Here is a 19,182-nt window from a genome sequence, read left to right as displayed (position 1 = left end):
GTCGCTGGGGGCACCTCCCGGTCGCAGCGGGTCGCGACCAACTGTTAAGCGGGCGGCCCCGAGGTACGGCCCCGGATCAGCTCGGTGGCCAGCAACTCGACCGCCGGCAGGCCGGATCGCGGCGGATTGAGCACCAACTCCCCCGCACGACGACCCTTCTGCAGGCTGGGCTGCGCGACCGTGGTCAGGCCGCGGCCCAGCGCGTCCTCAACGCCGTCGAACCCGGTGACCGTCAACTGGCCGGGCACGTAAATGCCATGTGCGCGAAGGTAATCCATGGCTGACAGGGCGAGGATATCGGCGGTGCACATCAGCGCAGTGATGCGCGGATTAGCCTCCAGAGCCGCCTTGGCGGCATCGCCGCCGGAGGTCGGCAGGTGCTCATAGCTTTCCACCACGGTGAGCGAGCCGGGGTCGACACCCGCGGCCGCCATCGCCTCCCACACGCCGATGATGCGTTCGCGCTGCACATCGAAGGTCGGCGACTTCAGCCGCTCGGCATCCACCAGGCCCTGGCGCCGGTCTCGGCCCAGCCGCATGGTCAGCAGCCCGATCTCGCGATGGCCCAGGCCCAGGATGTATTCGGCCAGTTCACGCATCGCGGCCCGGTCGTCGATGCCCACCCGGGAGATCCCCGGCAGGTCCACGGGCTGGTCGACCACCACCACCGGCAGCCGTCGCTGCAAGACAACCTGCAGATAGGGATCGTCGTCGCACACCGAATACACCACGAACCCGTCCACCCCGGCCCCCAGCACCGCCGACGTGCCGTCCTCGATACTGCGGCCGGGGCCCACCGCCACCAGCAGCAGTCCCTGCCCCAGCTCCTCACACGACTGCGCCAGTCCCGCAACGAAATCACGGGCCGCCGGATCGCTGAAGGAATAGGTCAGCGCCTCGGTCATCACCAGGCCGACCGCGCCGGCCTTGCGGGTGCGCAATGAGCGCGCCACCGGGTCGGGTCCCGCATAGCCCAGGCGCTTGGCCGTGGCGAACACCCGGTCACGGAGTTCTGGCGACAGCTGATCCGGCCGGTTGAAGGCGTTCGAGATCGTGGTGCGTGACACCTTGAGCTCGGCTGCCAACGACGCCAGAGTCGCCCGCCTGCGCGGTATGGGACTCACGTTCGGTGACGCTACCGGGCCATCGCCCCGACTTTCTAATGGAAACGATTGTCATTAATATGGTGGGCCGGCCACCTGGCCCGGCGAGAGGATGCGACGTGCGGATGTGGCTGATGGCCTGCCTGGTCGGCTCCGCCGTGCTGACGGGCTGCGCGACCGGCGGTCCGGAGCACCCGGGCACGGTGGCGGTGGTGGCATCCACCGACGTCTGGGGCAGCGTGGCGCGCGCCGTCGCGGGTAGCCACATCGCCGTCAAGTCGGTCCTGACCGGCGCCGACGCCGATCCACACTCATACCAGGCCACTCCCGCCGACGCGGCAGCCCTGGCCGACGCCGATCTGGTGATCTACAACGGCGGCGGATACGACCCATGGGTCGACCGGGTGCTGGCCGGCCACCCCGGCATGCACGCCATCGACGCCTACTCGTTTCTGGGGCCGGTGGGCGAGACACCCGACGAACACGTCTTCTACAACCTCACCGTGGCCAAGGCGGTGGCCATCGCCATCGCCGAACGGCTGGCGATCATCGACCCGGCAGACGCCGCCGATTACCACGCCAACGCGGCCACGTTCGGCCGCGGCGCCGACGCCATCGCCGCCTCCGAGCGCGCCATCGCCACCGCGCACCCGGCCGCCGGCGTCATCGCGACCGAACCCGTGGTGCACTATCTGCTGACCGCCGCCGGGCTGACCAACCGCACACCCGCCGGACTCGCGGTGGCCAACGAGAACGACGCCGATCCGGCCCCGGCCGACATGGCGTCCGCGTTGGACCTGATCAACCACCGGGCGGTCTCGGTGCTGCTGATCAATCCGCAGGCCGCCACCGCGGCGACCGCAGACCTGCAGTCGGCCGCGCAGCAGGCTGGAGTGCCGGTGACCGAGGTGACCGAGACCCTGCCCAGCGGCTCCGACTACCTGACCTGGCAGCGCAATACCGTCAGCCAGTTGACGGCCGCGCTGCGGTCCGGCCCCACCAGCTAGGCGGATGCGTCCGTGAGCCGTCACGTGGTTGCGCTGACCGGCGCCCGGTTGGCCTTCGGTAACCGGGTGCTCTGGGACCACCTCGACCTGTCGGTGGCCCCCGGCGAGTTCCTCGCGGTGCTCGGCCCCAACGGCACCGGTAAGACATCGCTGCTCAAGGTGTTGCTCGGGCAGCTGCCGTTGAGCGGCGGACTGGCGCAGGTGGAAGGACCGGTCGGCTATGTGCCGCAACATCATCCGATCGACCGGGAAGTGATGTTGCGCGGACGGGACCTGGTCGCCCTCGGCGTGGACGGGCACCGTTGGGGTGCGCTGCCCCTGCGCGCCGCCGGGCGCGCCCGCCGCCGCGAGGCCGTGGACAGGGCGGTGCTGCAGGTCAACGGTGCGGGTTTGGCCGGCGTCCGGGTCGGGTTGATGTCCGGCGGCGAGCTGCAGCGGATGCGCGTAGCGCAGGCGCTGGCCAGCGACCCCGCGGTGATGCTGTGCGACGAACCGCTGCTGACCCTGGACCCGGCCAACACCGAGCTGGTCGCAAAGCTGATCGACCGGCGCCGCCGCGATTTTCAGACCGCGGTCATCGTCGTCACCCATGAGGTCAATCCGATCCTTCCGTATGTGGACCGGGTGCTGTACCTCGTCAACGGCCACTTCCGGATCGGCAGCGTCGAGCAGGTGATGACGGCGCAGGCACTGTCGGAGCTGTACGGGGCCGACATCGAGGTGGTCAGGGTGAAGGATCGATACTTCATCGCCGGCGCTCCGAACGGGCAGGTCTGATGAACGAGCGCCTTGCCGCGACGCTGGACCGGCTCTTCGCATTCGACCTGACCGCCCATCTGCTCAGGCACGACTTCGTCCAGCAGGCGCTGGTGGCGGCGGCCCTGCTGGGCCTGGTGTCCGGGCTGATCGGGCCGTTCATCGTGATGCGGCAGATGTCGTTCGCGGTGCACGGATCGGCCGAATTATCTTTGACCGGAGCGGCATTCGCGTTACTGGCCGGGTTCGGTGTGGGGCTCGGCGCGCTGGTCGGCAGTGCCCTGGCGGCCGCCCTGTTCGGGCTGCTGGGCCAGCGGGCCCGGGAGCGCGATTCGGTGATCGGCGTGGTGATGGCCTTCGGGCTGGGCCTGGCGGTGTTGTTCATCCACCTGTATCCCGGCCGGACCGGGACCAGCTTCGCGCTGCTCACCGGACAGATCGTCGGGGTGGGCTACTCGGGGCTGGCGATGTTGGCGGCAGTGTGCGCCCTGGTCGTCGTGGTGCTGGCGGTCTGCTACCGGCCACTGCTGTTCGCCACGGTTGACCCCGAGATCGCGGCAGCCCGCGGCGTGCCGGTCCGCATGCTGGGCATCGTGTTCGCCGCCCTGGTCGGGGTGGTTGCCGCCCAGGCCGTCCAGATCGTCGGCGCGCTGCTGGTGATGTCACTGCTGATCACCCCGGCGGCGGCCGCCGCCCGAGTGGTCAGCGCACCGGCGCTCGCGATCGCAACCTCGGTGCTGTTCGCCGAGTTCGCCGCGGTAGGCGGGATCGTATTGTCGCTGGCCCCGGGGGTGCCGGTATCGGTGTTCGTGGCCACCATCTCGTTCCTCATCTACCTGTTCTGCCGGCTACTTGGGCGACGCCGCTGAGCCCAGCATTTAAGCTGGTAGAACACCCGCGAACAGGGGCCGCGGGAATGGGAGGGGGACCAGGTGCGGTGGGGAATCGCCACGCTGGCCGGTGTGTGCATGTTGGTGGCCGGTTGCACCGACGTCGTGGACGGAAACGCCGTCGCCGGCGAGAAGGCGGGGCTGTCCAATCAGCCACCGATACCCGTCGGCGCGCTCGATGATCTGATGCTGGACGCCAGCCAGGTCAACCGCGCGCTGGGTGCCACGTCGATGAAGATCTGGTTCAAGGCCAAGGGGATGTGGGATTGGAGCAAGAACGTCGACGACAAGAATTGCCTGGCCGTCGACGGCGCCGCGCAGGACAAGGTCTACGCCGGCACCGGGTGGACCTCGATGCGCGGGCAGCGCCTCGACGACAGCGTCGACGATTCCAAGAAGCGCAAGCATTACGCGATTCAGGCGGTGGTGGCCTTCCCCAACGCCCAGGACGCCGGCAACTTCTACCACACGTCGGTGCAGAGCTGGAAGTCATGCTCCAACCGTCGGTTCAATGATGCCGGCCCCAACTCGACGCCCACGATCTGGACGGTCGGCGACGTGACGAACGACAACGGGATGCTGACGAGTTCGCAGGTGCAGGAGGGCGGGGACGGCTGGGCCTGTCAGCGCGCCCTGACCGTTCGTAACAATCTGGCCATCGACATCGTCACCTGCGCGTACCAACAAGACGGTCAGCCGGCTACCGAAATCGCCAACCAGATCGCGGCAAAGGTCGCCAAGCTGTAGCCGGGGCCGGCCTTCTAAGCTGGCCGGGTGACCCGTATCGATCTGAACGCCGACCTGGGTGAAGGATTTGGTGTCTGGCGACTCGGTGACGACGACGCGATGCTGGAGATCGTCAGCAGTGCCAACGTGGCGTGCGGTTTTCACGCCGGTGACCCGGCCGGGCTGCTGCGGGTGTGTCGTTCGGCCGCCGAGCGGGGCGTCCGGATCGGTGCGCAGGTGAGTTACCGGGACCTGGCCGGGTTCGGCAGGCGCTTCATGGACGTCGCCGCCGAGGACTTGCTTGCCGACGTGGTGTTTCAGATCGGCGCTCTGCAGGCGCTGGCCCATGCCGCCGGCTCGGTTGTTGCCTACGTCAAACCGCATGGCGCGCTGTACAACTCGATCGTCTCGCATCGTGAGCAGGCCGCCGCCGTCGCCGAGGCGGTAGCGACGGTGAACGCCTCGCTGCCGGTGCTGGGCATGGCGGGTTCGGCGTTCTTCGAAGAAGCCCTTCGCCGCGGTTTGCGCACGGTTGCGGAGGTTTTCGCCGACCGCGCCTACCAGCCCGACGGCCGGCTGGTGCCCCGCCGGGAACCCGGAGCGGTGCTGGACGACCCGGTGGTGATAGCGCAGCGGGTGGTGAACATGGTGAAGTCCGGCGAGGTCACCGCGACCGACGGCACCGTACTGCGCATTGTCGCGGAATCGGTTTGCGTACATGGCGATTCGCCCGGCGCGGTGCAGATCGCAGCGGCCGTGCACCAACAGCTCCGCGACTCCGGAGTCGAGATAGGGGCGTTCTGCTGATGCGGCCGAGACTGGGGCGCCCCGATCTGGCGCAGTACGCCGATCGCTTCAATGTTGCCGCCGCCGAAAGGGATTCCCCACTGTCGGTGACCTGGTTGGGGGTCGCCACGTTACTCGTCGACGACGGGACTTCGGCGTTGATGACCGACGGCTACTTTTCGCGGCCGGCGCTGGCCACGGTGGCGACCCGCAAAGTCGCGCCGGCACCGGCCCGCGTCGACGGGTGTCTGGCCCGGGCCAACGTATCGCGGCTGGCCGCGGTCATTCCCGTGCACACCCACATCGACCACGCACTCGACTCCGCGCTGGTCGCCGACCGCACCGGCGCCCGACTGGTCGGCGGGGAATCGGCGGCCAATGTGGGCCGCGGATACGGACTGCCGGCGCAGCGGATCGTCGTCGCCGTATCCGGTACGCCAATGACCCTGGGCGCCTTCGAGGTTACGCTGATCGAGTCGCGCCACTGCCCGCCCGACCGGTTCCCGGGCAAGATCGCCGATCCGGTCAGACCACCGGTGCGGGCGTCCGCCTACCGGTGCGGCGAATCATGGTCGGCACTGATCCACCACCGGCCGTCGGGCCGGCGGCTGCTCATTCAGGGCAGCGCCGGCTACGTCGCCGGCGCCCTCGACGGCATGCGCGCCGACGCCGTCTACCTCAGCGTCGGACAGCTTGGGCTGCAACCGCGTTCCTACATCACCGAATACTGGGAGCAGACCGTGCGAGCGGTAGGCGCGCGCCGGGCCATCCCCATCCACTGGGACGACTTCTTCCGACCGCTGTCAAAGCCGCTGCGCGCCTTGCCCTTTGCCGCTGACGACTTGAACGTATCCATGCGCGTGCTGGACGAGCTGGCCGCGCGGGACGGGATTGACTTGCAGATGCCCACGGTCTTTCGGCGCGAAGACCCCTGGGCCTAGACGTTGATCCTGGCCCTCTCGCTGCTCCTGTTGGCGGTCGTGCTCGGGTTCGCCGTCGCGCGTCCGCGCGGCTGGCCAGAAGCGGTGGCCGCCGTCCCCGCGGCAGCCGTGCTGATCGCTTTCGGCGCCATTTCGCCACATCAGGCGGGCATCCAGGTATCCGGACTGGCACGCGTCGTCGCCTTCTTGGGCGCGGTGCTGATGCTGGCCAAACTGTGCGACGACGAGGGCCTGTTCGAGGCCGCCGGCGCCGCCATGGCCCGCGCGAGCTCCACTTCACACGGGCTACTGCGCCAGGTGTTCGTCATCTCCGCCACCATCACCGCGGTGCTCAGCCTCGACGCCACCGTCGTGCTGCTCACGCCGGTCGTGCTGGCCACCACACGCCGGCTGCGAACCCCGGCGCCGCCGTACGCCTATGCCACCGCTCACCTTGCCAACACCGCTTCGCTGCTGCTGCCGGTTTCCAACCTGACCAACCTGCTCGTCTACCGCGGTGCCGGCATCTCCTTCACCAAGTTCACCGCACTGATGACGCTGCCGTGGCTGTGCGCGGTAGCCACCGTTTACCTGGCCTTTCGCCTGTTCTTCGCCCGCGACCTGCGCACCCGGCCCGATCCGGAATACGCCGGCCCCCCGCCGCGGCCGCCCATGTTCGTCCTGGTGGTGGTCGCGCTGACACTCGCCGGTTTCGCGCTCGCCGAATGGTTGGACATCGCCCCCGCCTGGGCTGCCCTGGCGGGCGCGTCGGTGCTGGCGGTGCGCAGCCTGCGCCATCGGCGCACCACGGTAGGTGAGATCGCCGCATCGGTGAACATCCCGTTCCTGGTGTTTGTGTTGGCATTGGGCGTCGTCGTGCAAGCCGTGATGCTCAACGGGATGACTGCCAAGATGTCGGCCCTGGTCCCGAGCGGGTCAAGCCTGATCGCCTTGCTCGGCATCGCGGCGGTGGCGGCCGTGCTGGCCAATATCGTCAACAACCTGCCCGCGACGCTGGCGCTGGTACCGCTGGTCGCAGGAAGCGGGCCGGCGGCGGTGCTGGCCGTGCTGATCGGGGTCAACATCGGACCCAACCTGACCTACGTCGGATCCTTGTCCAACCTGTTGTGGCGGCGGGTGCTGCGCCGATCCGGGCTGCAGGCCGGCGTCGGCGAGTACACCCGACTCGGTCTGTGCACGGTGCCGGCCGCACTGGTGGTGGCCGTAGTCGCGCTGTGGGCGAGCGTACGGGTGCTGGGCGCCTGACCGGCGATAACAGATTCGGCCACCTTCGCACACCTGCCCGCCCAGGTCGTGCTGGATCGCATCGCGATACCCATCCTTGCTCTCCGGCGCGACGGCTCGCTTCTATTCGGGGACTACCCCCGCCGTTGCCGTGCGATTTCGGCCAGCACCACGCCCGCGGCCACCGCCGCATTCAGCGATTCGGCCTGGCCGGCCATCGGGATGGAGACCACCTCGTCACAGTTCTGCCGGACCAGGCGGGACAGCCCCTTGCCTTCCGAGCCGACGACGACCACCATCGGGTCAGTGCCGTCCAGGTCGTCCAACACCGTGTCGCCACTCGCGTCCAGTCCGACGACCCGCAGCCCGCGGTCAGCCCAATCCTTCAGCGTCCGAGTGAGATTCGTGGCCCGCGCCACCGGGATCCGGGCCGCGGCCCCGGCACTGGTCCGCCACGCGACGGCCGTCACCGAGGCTGATCGGCGCTGCGGTATCACCACGCCGTGGCCGCCCAACGCCGCCACCGAGCGCACGATCGCGCCGAGGTTGCGAGGGTCGGAGATGTTGTCCAAGGCGACCAGCAATGCCGGCGGTGTTTCCAGGGCACTGGCCACCAGGTCGTCGGGATGGGCGTAGTTGTAGGGCGGAACCTGCAACGCGATGCCTTGATGCAGATGGTTGGCCGTCATCCGATCGAGATCGCTGCGGGGCACCTCGAGGATGGCGATCCCCTTCTCGGCCGCGCGCGCCACGGATTCGGTCACCCGCTCGTCGGCCTCGACACCGAGCGCGACATAGAGCGCGGTAGCCGGGACACCGGCGCGCAGGCATTCCACCACCGGATTGCGGCCCAGCACCGTCTCGACCTCGTCCACCGGCTTGGACGGCCGCTGCTGTTGCGGTTTGCCCCGTTTGGCGGCGGGGTGGTTGGGGCGCAGGTGCGCCGGGGGCGTCGGACCACGACCCTCCAGGGCGCGACGACGCTGGCCGCCCGAGCCGACGGTAGGCCCCTTCTTGCTGCCGGCCTTGCGGATCGCTCCCCGGCGCTGCGAGTTACCGGCCATCTACTTTCCGTCACCGCCCAACGTCCATTGCGGGCCGTCGGCGGTGTCGGTGACCTCGATGCCGGCCTGCTTGAGCCGGTCCCGGATCTGGTCGGCCAGTGCCCAGTTGCGCTCCTGGCGCGCCTTCTTCCGATTCTCGAGCTCGGCCTGGACCAGCACGTCAACGGCCGCCAGCGCGGCCGAGGTCTCGTCGCGCGTTTCCCAGCGCTCATCGAGCGGGTCACAACCCAGAATCCCCATCATCGCGCGGATTGACGATGCGCTCTGCAACGCGCCCTCGTGGTCGCCGGCGTCGAGCGCACGGTTGCCGTCCGCGCGGTTCTGGTGAATCTCGGCCAGTGCCATCGGTACCGCCAGGTCATCGTCGAGCGCCGCGGCGAATCTCGGCGTCCACGTGCTGGGACAGACGGCACCCACCCGGCTGCGCACGCGGTGCAGGAATTCCTCTACCCCGACATAAGCCTTGACCGCATCCTGTAACGCGGTCTCGGTGTACTCCAGCATCGACCGGTAGTGCGCACTGCCCAGGTAGTAGCGCAACTCCGCCGGCCGGACCCGTTGCAGCATCGCCGGGATGGCGACCACGTTGCCCAGCGACTTGCTCATCTTCTCGCCGCCCATGGTCACCCAGCCGTTATGCAACCAGAATCGGGCGAACCCGTCCCCGGCCGCGCGGCTCTGGGCAATTTCGTTCTCATGGTGCGGGAAGATCAAATCCATTCCGCCGCAATGGATATCGAATTCGGGCCCCAAATAGGTGCGGGCCATCGCCGAGCACTCGATGTGCCAGCCCGGGCGACCCCGTCCCCAGGGCGAAGGCCATGACGGCTCACCCGGCTTCTCCCCTTTCCACAGGGTGAAGTCACGCTGGTCACGCTTACCGGTGGCCGCGCCCTCGCCCTGGTGCACATCGTCGATCCGGTGACCCGAGAGTTGGCCGTAGTCCGGGTAGCTGAGCACATCGAAGTAGACGTCACCGGCGGCCGCATAGGCGTGGCCGGTTTCGATCAGCCGTTCCATTAACTCGACCATCTGGGTGATGTGCCCGGTCGCCTTCGGCTCCGCCGAGGGCGGCAAGACGTCGAGTGCGTCGTAGGCCGCGGTGAATGCGCGTTCGTGGGTGGCGGCCCACTCCCACCACGGCCGCCCGGCCGCGGCGGCTTTGTTCAGGATCTTGTCGTCGATGTCGGTGACGTTGCGAATGAACGCGACGTCATACCCGCGGGCGGCCAACCAGCGGCGCAGGATGTCGAAGGCCACGCCGCTGCGTACATGCCCGATGTGCGGCAGCCCCTGCGGGGTGGCGCCGCACTGGTAGATGGAGACGTGGCCGGTGCGCAGCGGCACAAAATCACGCACGGCTCCCGTCGCCGTGTCATGAAGCCGCAATTGGGCACGATCGGTCACGACGTGCCAGCTTACTGCCTGCGCCGGGGACGCCCCGGTCGCCGGTGGCTTATCGCAGCGGAACGACCAGTGCCGTCGCGATGGCGGCCAAGCCTTCTCCGCGCCCGGTCAGGCCGAGCCCGTCGGTAGTGGTCGCCGCCACCGACACCGGCGCGTTGAGTAGCCGGGAGAGCACCGCTTGAGCCTCGTGACGACGCGAGCCGATCTTCGGGCGGTTGCCGATCACCTGCACCGCCGCGTTGCCGACCGTGAAGCCATGCTCGGTCAGCAGCTCCATGGTGTGCCGCAGCATGTCGGCGCCACTGACGCCGTGCCAGCGGGGGTCATCGACGCCGAAGACGCCGCCGATGTCGCCCAGTCCCGCGGCGGACAGCACGGCATCGCACAGTGCGTGCACGGCGACGTCACCGTCGGAGTGCCCCGAACAGCCGTCCGCGCTGGGAAACAGCAGCCCCAGCAGCCAACATGGTCGCCCCGGTTCGATCGGATGCACGTCGACACCCATACCGACGCGGGGCATCTGCATCACTGGCGCACTATAGCCCTGGCCAGCATCAGGTCGAGTTGAGTGGTGATCTTGAATGCGAGCGGGTCGCCGTCGACCACCTGGACCTGTCCGCCGATGTGCTCGATCAGGGATGCGTCGTCGGTGAAGTCGCCGGCTTCCGCGGCTGCCTGCTGGTAGGCACGCAGCAGCACGTCGGTGGCGAAGCCCTGCGGTGTCTGCACGGCACGCAGGCCCGCCCGTTCCGGCGTGCCCAGGACTACGCCGTTCCCGTCGACGGCCTTGACGGTGTCGGAGACCGGCAACCCGGGGACCACCGCGCCGTGTCCGGCACGCAGGGCCTCGACGACCCGCACGATCAACGACGGCGGCGTCAGCGCCCGGGCGGCATCGTGCACCAGCACGAATTCAGGCTCCGACTCGGCCATCGCCGACAGGGCCAGCCGCACGGAATCCGCACGGCTGGCCCCGCCGGCCACGATGGTGGCGAGATGCCCGAGGATGAGCTTGGCCTCGTCGGTGCGATCCGCAGGTACGGCGACGAAGACGGTGTCGACGACGCCCGAGGCCCGCAGGCCTTCAACGGCCCGCTCAACCAGCGACTGCCCTTCGAGCTGATAGAACGCCTTGGGCACGCCGGCGGCCAACCGCCGCCCGGAACCCGCGGCAGGTACTACAGCGACAACGTTTGCGTTCAGGACGCGGCGGCCAGAACCTCGTCCAAAATGGTGTCGGCTTTGGCTTCGTCCGTGCTTTCGGCCAACGCCAGCTCGCCGACCAGGATCTGCCGGGCCTTGGCCAGCATCCGCTTCTCGCCTGCCGACAGGCCACGCTCCTGGTCGCGGCGCCACAGGTCACGGACGACCTCGGCCACCTTGTTCACATCGCCGGAAGCGAGCTTCTCCAGGTTGGCCTTGTAGCGACGGGACCAGTTGGTGGGTTCTTCGGTGTGCGGAGCGCGCAGCACCTGGAAAACCTTGTCGAGACCTTCCTGGCCTACGACATCGCGGACACCGACGTACTCGGCGTTGTCAGCAGGCACTCGAACAGTCAGGTCGCCCTGCGCAACTTTCAAGACGAGATACTCTTTTTGCTCCCCTTTTATGGTCCGAGTTTCGATCGCCTCGACTAACGCAGCACCGTGATGTGGGTAGACAACGGTGTCACCGACCTTGAAGATCATATGATTCGAGCCCCTTTCGTCGGTTCATTCTAACACGGGAGGCAACCACCTGCGGACCAACGATGCAGGTCAGGGGCACCGCCGGTGAACATTGGGGGTTGACAGGCGCAAAAAGACGTGCAATCGCAAGCCCCGGGCGGGCCCACGATTCAGTCAACTACCCAGCCAGCTCGCCCGCCGGCCCAGAAGAAACCACAGGCGCCGAGCGCGCAATTCAATTAGTCGGACGCACCTGGCTGGCCATCCTGGCCGGTCGCGCCGGCACCGCCGGCCGGACCGTCAAAGCCGCGTGCACCATTGCCGCCGCTGTGGCGTATACCGCCGTCTCCGCCGGTGCCGCCCTCACCGCCTGCGGCACCCTCGCCGCCGGAGCCTGCGGCCCCGCCGGCGCCGTGGTCACCCGCGGTGCCTGCCGGTGCGTCGCCGCCAAGGCCGCCGCTACCGCCGTTACCCCCGGCGCCGCCAGCACCGCCGGTACCGCCGATTCCGCCGTTGCCGCCATTACCGGCAAAGCCGGCGGGCGCATTGGGACCGTCGTACGTGTCGCCGCCGGCGCCACCGTTACCGCCGAGGCCGCCGACGGCCCCCTTACCGCCGTTGCCGGCCGCCCCACCGGTGCCACCGGCACCGCCATTTCCGGACTGCCATCCGCCGGCGCCACCAGCACCTCCTTCCCCACCCGCGCCACCGGCATGACCGGCTGCTCCGGTGCCGCCGCTGCCACCTGTGCCGCCATGACCACCGATCGCCCCGTCTCCCTTCGCGAGGCCGCCGTCACCGCCGTCACCGCCGGTGGTGGCGCCGAGGCCACCGGCCCCACCATTGCCGCCACGGCCCCCGGTAACGACGTCGTTTCCGGAGTTGCTGTCCATGGTGGCCGCGCCACCGTCACCACCGTCACCACCGTCACCGCCGGCCCCACCGGCTCCCCCAGTCCCACCTTTGCCACCAGTAGCTTTACCAAAACTGCTGACTCCGTCACCGGCGTCACCACCGTCGCCGCCGTTGGCACCCAGACCTCCGGTGCCGCCGTTGCCGCCGTCGCCACCGATAACCGGCCGCTGGCCTGAGCCCGGACCGGTACCCTGGCCGCCGTCGCCTCCAACCCCACCCCACTCGCCAGGACCGGCACCGGAGGCACCGGGGAAACCGGGCCCGCCGATGCGCCCGCTCTCGAATCCGTGATCCCCGGCCTGCGCCTGGCCGGTCTGTGGCAGCGCGGTGGGGTTGATTCCGTCGGCGCCGTCGGCGCCGTTACCACCGGTACCGCCGATGCCACCGTCGCCGATCCGGCCGGCGTCGCCGCCCCTGCCACCCGCGCCACCGGCCCCACCGGCCTGGCCGGCAGGTGCGGCGGTCGCGTCGCCTCCACTCCCACCGTGACCGCCGTTGCCACCGGCCATGCCTTCGCCGCCCTGCGAACCCGTCGCACCGTAGGTCCCGTCGCCGCTGTAGCCGCCGATCCCGCCGAACCCCCCGTAACCGCGGTCACCCCCTTTTCCGCCGGATCCGCCATCACCGCCGATGACACCGCCCGCACCGTTGCCGCCAGTACCACCGTCACCCGCACTGCCTCCGGTACCACCGTCCCCGCCGAGCCCACCGGCCCCGTAGCTGCCCCAGGGACCTGCCAATCCCACGCCGGCGGCCCCGCCCGCCCCACCCATTCCTCCGTTGCCGCCAATCCCGCCGTGGCCACCGTCGTCCCCGGCCACCCCTTGACCACCCGCGGTGGTGGCGTCGGCCCCGGCATCGCCGGTCGCACCCGCGCCGCCGTTGCCGCCGCGGCCGCCCTTACCGCCGGCACCGCCAGCACCACCGGCACCGGAGTCTGTTCCGCCTGATCCGCCTGCGCCGCCGGCCCCACCGGCCCCACCGGTTTGTCCATAACCGCCGTCAGCGCCCGCGGCGGTGGCATCGGCCCCTGCGTCGCCATCGGCGCCGGTGCCACCAGAGCCGCCGTTACCGCCATTGCCGACCCGCCCGGCGTTACCCCCGGCACCGCCTTGTCCTCCGGCCCCACCGGCGGCAGTGGCGTCGCCGCCGGCCCCGCCATTACCGCCGTTGCCACCGGTACCCGCGGCCGGCCAGTTCTTCCAGCCGGGTTCGCCATCTGCAGCCTGGCTGCCGGTGCCGCTGAAGCCACCGGCCCCGCCCGCGCCGCCGAAGCCATGGTTCCCGCCGTTTCCACCGGCACCGCCTTGGCCACCGACAGGCCCGTCAGCGCCAGCGCCACCAGCCCCCCCGGACCCGGCAACCCCGCCGAGGCCACCGGCACCGCCCACGCCGCCTGCACCGGCGCTGCCCGTTTGACCGATGAGTCCGCGCGCGCCGCCGGCCCCGCCATTGCCGCCGGCACCACCGGAGCCGCCGGAACCACCATCACCACCGTTGCCGCCGAAGCCACCGTCACCCGGGACGCCGCTGGGCAAGAAGACGCCTGCGTTCCCCGTACCGCCGTCCCCGCCGACACCACCCATGCCGCCGACACCGCCGATACCGCCCGCACCGCCGACGCCGCCATTGCCGATCAGCAGCCCACCGCGACCCCCGACACCACCGTTGCCGCCGGTACCGCCGTCGACGCCCGCCCCACCAACACCACCGGCTAAGCCGACCGAGCCCACGTCTCCTGCCGCGCCTGCACCGCCGGCGAAGCCGTTTGCGCCGGCGCCACCGGCTCCACCCTGACCGAAGAACCAGGCGCTGCCGCCGACGCCGCCGGAACCGCCGGCCGCGCCGGCCGACGTGGCGGCACCGCCGGCGCCGCCCACGCCACCGTTGCCATAGAGCCACCCGCCGGACCCACCCGCGCCACCAGCTGCGCCGGCACCGCCTGCTCCGCCGTTGCCGCCATTACCGAAAAAACCCGCAGCTCCACCGGCGCCACCGGTTTGACCGGCAACACCGGCACCACCGCTGCCGCCGTTGCCCCACAGCAGCCCGCCGGCACCACCAGCCTGGCCCGCCGACCCGTTTGCGCCGTTACCGATCAGCGGGCGCCCCAGCAGTACTTGCGTTGGCGCGTTGATCACACCCAGCAACATCTGTTCGGCATTGACCGACTCGGCGGTGAAGTATGCGGACGCGCCACCGCCCAATGCACGCGCAAACCTTTCGTGGAACGCGGTCGCCTGCACGCTGAACTCCTGATAGGCCTGACCATGCGAGCCGAACAAGGCAGCGATCGCGATTGACACCTCGTCCTCGGCTGCCGCCATCAGCCCCGTCGTCGGGCCGGCTACGGCAGCGCTCACCGCGCCGACCGTCGAACCAATGCGCTGCAAATCCACGGTCGCCGCTGCGAGCGACTCCGGCGAAGCGATCACATACGACATTTCGCACCTCCAGTCGGCAGGGCAATGGCACCGCAGCCAGGTCTCGGTTGTATGCAATGGCGTTTCGGAGGTCATGTAGTAATCGTGAAGTTGCCGCTGGAGAGCATCGCCGCGCTCGACTCCGGCCTGCCACTGCTACCGTCGGCGGTGCCTTACAACTACTGTGCATAGTTGAACCGACGCGGCGGTCCGGAGCCGTCGCACGTGCCGGCACGGTGCCGTGCCCACGCCGAGCAGGAGGCATTGAGTGAACCGCTTGAACACCCGCCGGCCGATCCATTTCTTGAGGCCTAGCTCTTGTATGGCGATCCTGGCGCTTGCCGTGGTCACGCTCAGTGGGTGCGGTACCGGTCAGATCTCCCAGACCGCCGCTCAAGAGCCCGCGGTCAACGGCAACAGGGTGACGATCAACAACATCGCACTGCGCGATATCCGTATTCAGGCCAACCAGGCCGGCGACTTCCTGCAGCCCGGCAGGACCGTCGATCTGGTGCTGGTGGCAATCAACGATTCACCTGACGTGAACGACCGGTTGACCGGCATCACCAGTGAGATCGGCAATGTGACCGTGAGCGGTGACGCCAAGCTGCCGGCGGGCAAGATGTTGATCATCGGCACGCCGGACGGCCAGGGTGTGGCGCCGGGCCCTGCCCAGGGCAACGGGGCGGCCAAGGCGACCGTGAACCTGACGAAGCCGATCACCAATGGCCTGACGTACAAGTTCACCTTCAAATTCGAGAAGGCCGGAGAAGCCAGCGTGCAGGTGCCGATCTCGGCAAGCCTGTCGCAGCCGCACGAGGGTTCCAACCACGCCTGACGGCCGCGCCGGCGTTCCGCACCGGGAACTGTCACCGCCTCCGGATACCGTCACGGGGTGGCCAACGCTCGTTCGCAATACCGCTGCACGGAATGTCGCCATGTCAGCGCCAAGTGGGTGGGACGCTGCCTGGACTGCGGTAGCTGGGGCAGCGTAGAAGAGGTGGCCGTACTGGCCGCTATCGGCAACGGCAGGCGCTCGGTGACGTCCGGGTCGCCGGCGGTGCCGATCAGCGCGGTTGAGCCGAACAAGAGCCGGCACCGGTCCACAGGTGTGGATGAGCTCGACCGCGTGCTCGGCGGCGGCGTGGTCCCCGGCTCCGTCACGTTGCTGGCGGGTGATCCCGGTGTGGGGAAGTCGACCCTGCTGCTCGAAGTCGCACACCGCTGGGCGCAGCGGGGACGACGTGCGCTGTACATCTCCGGCGAAGAGTCGGCCGGCCAGGTGCGGCTGCGTGCCGACCGGATCGGCTGCAGCGGCGCGGCCTTCGACGAGGTTTACCTCGCCGCGGAATCCGACCTGCACACGGTGCTGGACCATATCGACACCGTGCGGCCGGCCCTGGTCATCATCGACTCGGTGCAGACGATGTCCACCACCGAGGTGGACGGTGTCGCCGGCGGTGTCACCCAGGTTCGCGCGGTGACCGCCGCGCTGACCGCGGCCGCCAAGGCCAACGGTGTCGCGATGTTTCTCGTCGGGCACGTCACGAAGGACGGGGCAATCGCCGGACCGCGCTCCCTGGAGCACCTCGTCGACGTGGTCCTGCACTTCGAGGGCGATCGCAACGGCGCGCTGCGGATGGTCCGCGGCATCAAGAACCGGTTCGGGGCAGCTGACGAAGTGGGTTGCTTCCTCTTGCACGACAGCGGCATCGAGGGTGTCGCCGACCCGTCGAACCTGTTCCTGGATCAGCGCCCGATGCCTGTTCCCGGCACCGCCATCACGGTGACCCTGGACGGCAAGCGGCCGCTCATCGGCGAGGTGCAGGCCCTGCTGGCCACCCCCAATGGCGGCTCGCCGAGGCGAGCGGTCAGCGGCATCGACCATTCCCGCGCGGCGATGATCACCGCGGTGCTGGAAAAGCACGCCCGCCTGAGCCTGGCCGTCAACGACATCTATCTGTCGACCGTGGGTGGCATGCGATTGACCGACCCGTCCTCCGATCTCGCGGTGGCCACCGCCCTGGCCTCCGCCTACGCCAACCTGCCGCTGCCCACCACCGCGGTGATGATCGGTGAGGTAGGCCTGGCCGGTGATCTGCGGCGGGTCCACGGCATGGACCGGCGGCTGGCCGAAGCCGCCCGTCAGGGCTTCACCATCGCGCTGATCCCACCGGGCTGCAAGGCGATCCCACCTGGTCTGCGCGCCTTGAGTGCACCCACCATCGTCGAGGCGCTGCAGCACCTGATCAGCATCGCCGAGCAGCCCACCGCCGCCGAGCTGAAGTTGCAACGCCTCCCATAGCCGCGGGTAGGGATCCCGTTAAGCGCCCCGCCATAGCAGAATGCTGGCTGTGACTCGTCCGACCCTGCGTGAGGCCGTGGCCCGACTGGCTCCCGGCACCGGGCTGCGCGACGGCCTGGAACGCATCCTGCGTGGCCGCACCGGCGCCCTGATAGTGCTCGGCCACGACGAGAGCGTCGAAGCCATCTGTGACGGCGGCTTCTCCCTCGACGTCCGGTACGCGCCGACCCGGTTGCGCGAGCTGTCGAAAATGGACGGTGCGGTGGTGCTGTCGACGGACGGCAGCCGCATCGTACGGGCCAACGTCCAGCTGGTGCCGGATCCGTCCATACCGACCGACGAGTCGGGGACGCGGCACCGCTCGGCCGAGCGCGCGGCGATCCAGACCGGCTACCCGGTGATCTCGGTCAGCCATTCGATGAACATCGTGACGGTTTACGTGTGCGGTGAGCGCCATGTGCTGACCGACTCCGCGACCATACTTTCGCGCGCGAATCAGGCGATTGCGACCTTGGAGCGCTACAAGACCAGGCTGGACGAGGTCAGCCGGCAGCTTTCGCGTGCCGAAATCGAGGATTTCGTCACCCTGCGCGATGTGATGACGGTGGTGCAGCGCCTGGAGCTGGTCCGTCGCATCGGCCAGGCCATCGACTACGACGTGGTCGAACTGGGCACCGACGGGCGCCAGTTGCGACTTCAGCAGGAGGAGCTACTGGGCGGCAACGACCTCGCGCGGGAGTTGATCGTTCGCGACTACCACGCCAACCCCGAGCCACCGACCAGGGCACAGATCGCCGACACGCTGGACGCCCTGGACGGTCTGTCGGACACCGAGCTGCTCGATTTCGCCGCCCTGGCGAAGGTGTTCGGCTATCCGACTACGGCTGAGGCCCAGGATTCGGCACTGAGCCCGCGGGGCTATCGCGCGATGGCGGGTATCCCCCGGCTGCAGTTCGCCCACGTCGACCTGCTGGTCCGCGCGTTCGGGACGCTGCAGGGACTACTAGCCGCCAGCGCCAACGACCTGCAATCCGTCGACGGGATCGGCGCCATGTGGGCCCGCCACGTGCGGGAGGGCCTGTCCCAACTGGCCGAGTCGACGCTCGCGGATCCTTAGCCGCGCCCGCTGACCACTAGCCGCCCTGCCCCGGTGGCGCCTCCGGCGGCGGCGCCAGCGCCGGGCCCTGGCCGGGCGCCGGACCTGGCGGCTGAGGCGGTTGGTTGAGCACGAACGGGAGCGGCTGCGAGCGCAGATTCCCCAGCTGCACGACCAGGTTGTAGGTGCCCGGACCGATCGCCGGTCGCGGCAGCGGGCAGTGCGGCGCCGAACCCATACCCGTCCAGGTCACCGCGGTGGTCACCTGTTCCCCGGGGGTGAAGGTCTTGACCAGGGTCTCGTTGGACGGCGCGCAGTCCAGGTTGGACCACAGCCGCTTGTTGTCCAGCGAATACACGTAGGCCGCCAGCACCGCAGCGCCGACGTCGCGCTTGCAGGACACCAGACCGATGTTCGTCACGACCATGGTGAATTTCGGCTGGTCACCGATGTAGTACTGGGGCGAATTGGTCAGCCCCTTGACGGCCAGCGTCGAATCCGGGCAGTCGTCGCCGTCCTTGAGCACCGGCGGTGGCTGCACCGCGGCGGTCGGAGTGGGCGACTCCGGGTTCACCACGCCGGGAGGCGCACCCGGCACCGGCGCCTCGGTCTGCCCCGCCGGCTGCTGCGTCGCCGGCGCCTGGGGCGCGTTCGAGCCGGCACTGCCCTGGGCGGAGGCCGGCTTGTCGGCGGGCTTTGCCCCGGCGTTGCTACTGACCACAGCGATGACGATGGCGACAGCAATCCCGATCACCACGACCGCGATGCCCAGGGCCAGCCCCCTGCGCCGCCAGTAGATCTCAGTGGGTAGCGGGCCACGCGGTTCCAGATCCAGCACATTTCCACGGTAGGGCCAGGTCATGCTTCGCGGG

At 69.3% G+C, this 19,182-nt stretch carries 18 protein-coding genes; 10 read left to right on the top strand and 8 right to left on the bottom strand.

Features of this window, described 5'->3' with window-relative positions:
* Positions 1–44: 44 nt before the first annotated feature.
* Positions 45–1,124 (bottom strand): Rv3575c family transcriptional regulator, encoded by a 1,080-nt coding sequence (locus tag AC5Y7D_RS08585; protein ID WP_499923075.1) that lies wholly within the window; start codon positions 1,122–1,124, stop codon positions 45–47.
* A 104-nt stretch (positions 1,125–1,228) separates the two neighbouring features.
* Here AC5Y7D_RS08585 and AC5Y7D_RS08580 point away from each other — a divergent pair, with 104 nt between their 5' ends.
* The 7 genes from AC5Y7D_RS08580 (at position 1,229) to AC5Y7D_RS08550 (ending at position 7,454) form a co-directional block, all read left to right on the top strand.
* Positions 1,229–2,110 carry a metal ABC transporter solute-binding protein, Zn/Mn family gene (locus tag AC5Y7D_RS08580; protein ID WP_499923223.1) on the top strand — a complete coding sequence of 294 codons (882 nt, stop codon included), beginning with the start codon at positions 1,229–1,231 and terminating at the stop codon, positions 2,108–2,110.
* Between the two features lie 12 nt (positions 2,111–2,122).
* Entirely contained in the window at positions 2,123–2,887 is a 765-nt protein-coding gene (locus tag AC5Y7D_RS08575; protein WP_499923074.1) for a metal ABC transporter ATP-binding protein, read from the top strand.
* The gene (locus AC5Y7D_RS08570) at positions 2,887–3,735 is read left to right on the top strand and encodes a metal ABC transporter permease (protein ID WP_499923072.1); all 849 of its coding nucleotides are present in this window, start codon (positions 2,887–2,889) and stop codon (positions 3,733–3,735) included. Before AC5Y7D_RS08575 ends, AC5Y7D_RS08570 begins: the two co-directional genes overlap by 1 nt.
* Positions 3,736–3,834: 99 nt before the next feature.
* Positions 3,835–4,503 (top strand): sensor domain-containing protein, encoded by a 669-nt coding sequence (locus tag AC5Y7D_RS08565; RefSeq protein ID WP_499923220.1) that lies wholly within the window; start codon positions 3,835–3,837, stop codon positions 4,501–4,503.
* 27 nt (positions 4,504–4,530) lie between these two features.
* Complete coding sequence (locus AC5Y7D_RS08560) at positions 4,531–5,289, top strand: LamB/YcsF family protein (protein ID WP_499923068.1); 759 nt, start codon at positions 4,531–4,533, stop codon at positions 5,287–5,289.
* Positions 5,289–6,209 (top strand): MBL fold metallo-hydrolase, encoded by a 921-nt coding sequence (locus AC5Y7D_RS08555; protein ID WP_499923065.1) that lies wholly within the window; start codon positions 5,289–5,291, stop codon positions 6,207–6,209. Before AC5Y7D_RS08560 ends, AC5Y7D_RS08555 begins: the two co-directional genes overlap by 1 nt.
* A 3-nt stretch (positions 6,210–6,212) precedes the next feature.
* Positions 6,213–7,454: an SLC13 family permease gene (locus AC5Y7D_RS08550; protein ID WP_499923062.1), complete on the top strand. Its 1,242-nt coding sequence runs from the start codon at positions 6,213–6,215 to the stop codon at positions 7,452–7,454.
* Positions 7,455–7,567: 113 nt separating this feature from the next.
* On the opposite strand, the gene rlmB is transcribed toward AC5Y7D_RS08550, so the two are convergent.
* The 6 genes from rlmB to AC5Y7D_RS08520 all read right to left on the bottom strand — a co-directional run bounded on the left by rlmB (position 7,568) and on the right by AC5Y7D_RS08520 (position 14,930).
* The gene (gene rlmB, locus AC5Y7D_RS08545; RefSeq protein WP_499923058.1) at positions 7,568–8,497 is read right to left on the bottom strand and encodes a 23S rRNA (guanosine(2251)-2'-O)-methyltransferase RlmB; all 930 of its coding nucleotides are present in this window, start codon (positions 8,495–8,497) and stop codon (positions 7,568–7,570) included.
* The gene (cysS, locus tag AC5Y7D_RS08540; RefSeq protein ID WP_499923057.1) at positions 8,498–9,904 is read right to left on the bottom strand and encodes a cysteine--tRNA ligase; all 1,407 of its coding nucleotides are present in this window, start codon (positions 9,902–9,904) and stop codon (positions 8,498–8,500) included. It abuts the gene before it with no gap.
* Between the two features lie 49 nt (positions 9,905–9,953).
* Positions 9,954–10,433 (bottom strand): 2-C-methyl-D-erythritol 2,4-cyclodiphosphate synthase, encoded by a 480-nt coding sequence (ispF, locus tag AC5Y7D_RS08535; RefSeq protein ID WP_499923054.1) that lies wholly within the window; start codon positions 10,431–10,433, stop codon positions 9,954–9,956.
* The gene (gene ispD, locus AC5Y7D_RS08530) at positions 10,430–11,107 is read right to left on the bottom strand and encodes a 2-C-methyl-D-erythritol 4-phosphate cytidylyltransferase (protein ID WP_499923217.1); all 678 of its coding nucleotides are present in this window, start codon (positions 11,105–11,107) and stop codon (positions 10,430–10,432) included. The genes ispF and ispD overlap by 4 nt, the downstream gene beginning before the upstream one ends.
* Complete coding sequence (gene carD / locus AC5Y7D_RS08525; protein ID WP_065132069.1) at positions 11,104–11,592, bottom strand: RNA polymerase-binding transcription factor CarD; 489 nt, start codon at positions 11,590–11,592, stop codon at positions 11,104–11,106. The genes ispD and carD overlap by 4 nt, the downstream gene beginning before the upstream one ends.
* Before the next feature lie 218 nt (positions 11,593–11,810).
* Complete coding sequence (locus AC5Y7D_RS08520) at positions 11,811–14,930, bottom strand: PE family protein (protein WP_499923052.1); 3,120 nt, start codon at positions 14,928–14,930, stop codon at positions 11,811–11,813.
* 301 nt (positions 14,931–15,231) lie between these two features.
* Here AC5Y7D_RS08520 and AC5Y7D_RS08515 point away from each other — a divergent pair, with 301 nt between their 5' ends.
* The 3 genes from AC5Y7D_RS08515 to disA are packed head-to-tail and all read left to right on the top strand — an operon-like array spanning position 15,232 to position 18,331.
* A complete protein-coding gene (locus AC5Y7D_RS08515; RefSeq protein ID WP_499923048.1) occupies positions 15,232–15,747 on the top strand; it encodes a copper chaperone PCu(A)C domain-containing protein in 516 nt (171 codons plus the stop codon).
* A gap of 57 nt (positions 15,748–15,804) precedes the next feature.
* Positions 15,805–17,214, top strand: coding sequence for a DNA repair protein RadA (radA, locus tag AC5Y7D_RS08510; protein WP_499923045.1), 1,410 nt, complete (start codon positions 15,805–15,807; stop codon positions 17,212–17,214).
* Positions 17,215–17,254: 40 nt separating this feature from the next.
* Positions 17,255–18,331: a DNA integrity scanning diadenylate cyclase DisA gene (disA, locus tag AC5Y7D_RS08505; RefSeq protein WP_499923043.1), complete on the top strand. Its 1,077-nt coding sequence runs from the start codon at positions 17,255–17,257 to the stop codon at positions 18,329–18,331.
* Positions 18,332–18,347: 16 nt separating this feature from the next.
* Here the strand turns inward: disA and AC5Y7D_RS08500 are convergent, their stop codons facing one another.
* A complete protein-coding gene (locus tag AC5Y7D_RS08500; RefSeq protein WP_499923042.1) occupies positions 18,348–19,148 on the bottom strand; it encodes a hypothetical protein in 801 nt (266 codons plus the stop codon).
* Positions 19,149–19,182: the final 34 nt, after the last annotated feature.

Source organism: Mycobacterium sp. NGS49 (assembly GCF_059812565.1).
Note: the sequence above shows the minus strand (reverse complement) of the source record. Positions and strands in the feature narration are given on the sequence as shown.

Coding starts and splice junctions, on each gene's coding strand:
- AC5Y7D_RS08580 (WP_499923223.1), top strand. CDS start 1,229: ATGTGGCTGATGGCCTGCCTGGTCGGCTCCGCCGTGCTGACGGGCTGC.
- AC5Y7D_RS08570 (WP_499923072.1), top strand. CDS start 2,887: ATGAACGAGCGCCTTGCCGCGACGCTGGACCGGCTCTTCGCATTCGAC.
- AC5Y7D_RS08565 (WP_499923220.1), top strand. CDS start 3,835: ATGTTGGTGGCCGGTTGCACCGACGTCGTGGACGGAAACGCCGTCGCC.
- AC5Y7D_RS08520 (WP_499923052.1), bottom strand. CDS start 14,930: ATGTCGTATGTGATCGCTTCGCCGGAGTCGCTCGCAGCGGCGACCGTG.
- disA (WP_499923043.1), top strand. CDS start 17,255: ATGCTGGCTGTGACTCGTCCGACCCTGCGTGAGGCCGTGGCCCGACTG.
- carD (WP_065132069.1), bottom strand. CDS start 11,592: ATGATCTTCAAGGTCGGTGACACCGTTGTCTACCCACATCACGGTGCT.
- AC5Y7D_RS08515 (WP_499923048.1), top strand. CDS start 15,232: ATGGCGATCCTGGCGCTTGCCGTGGTCACGCTCAGTGGGTGCGGTACC.
- rlmB (WP_499923058.1), bottom strand. CDS start 8,497: ATGGCCGGTAACTCGCAGCGCCGGGGAGCGATCCGCAAGGCCGGCAGC.
- AC5Y7D_RS08555 (WP_499923065.1), top strand. CDS start 5,289: ATGCGGCCGAGACTGGGGCGCCCCGATCTGGCGCAGTACGCCGATCGC.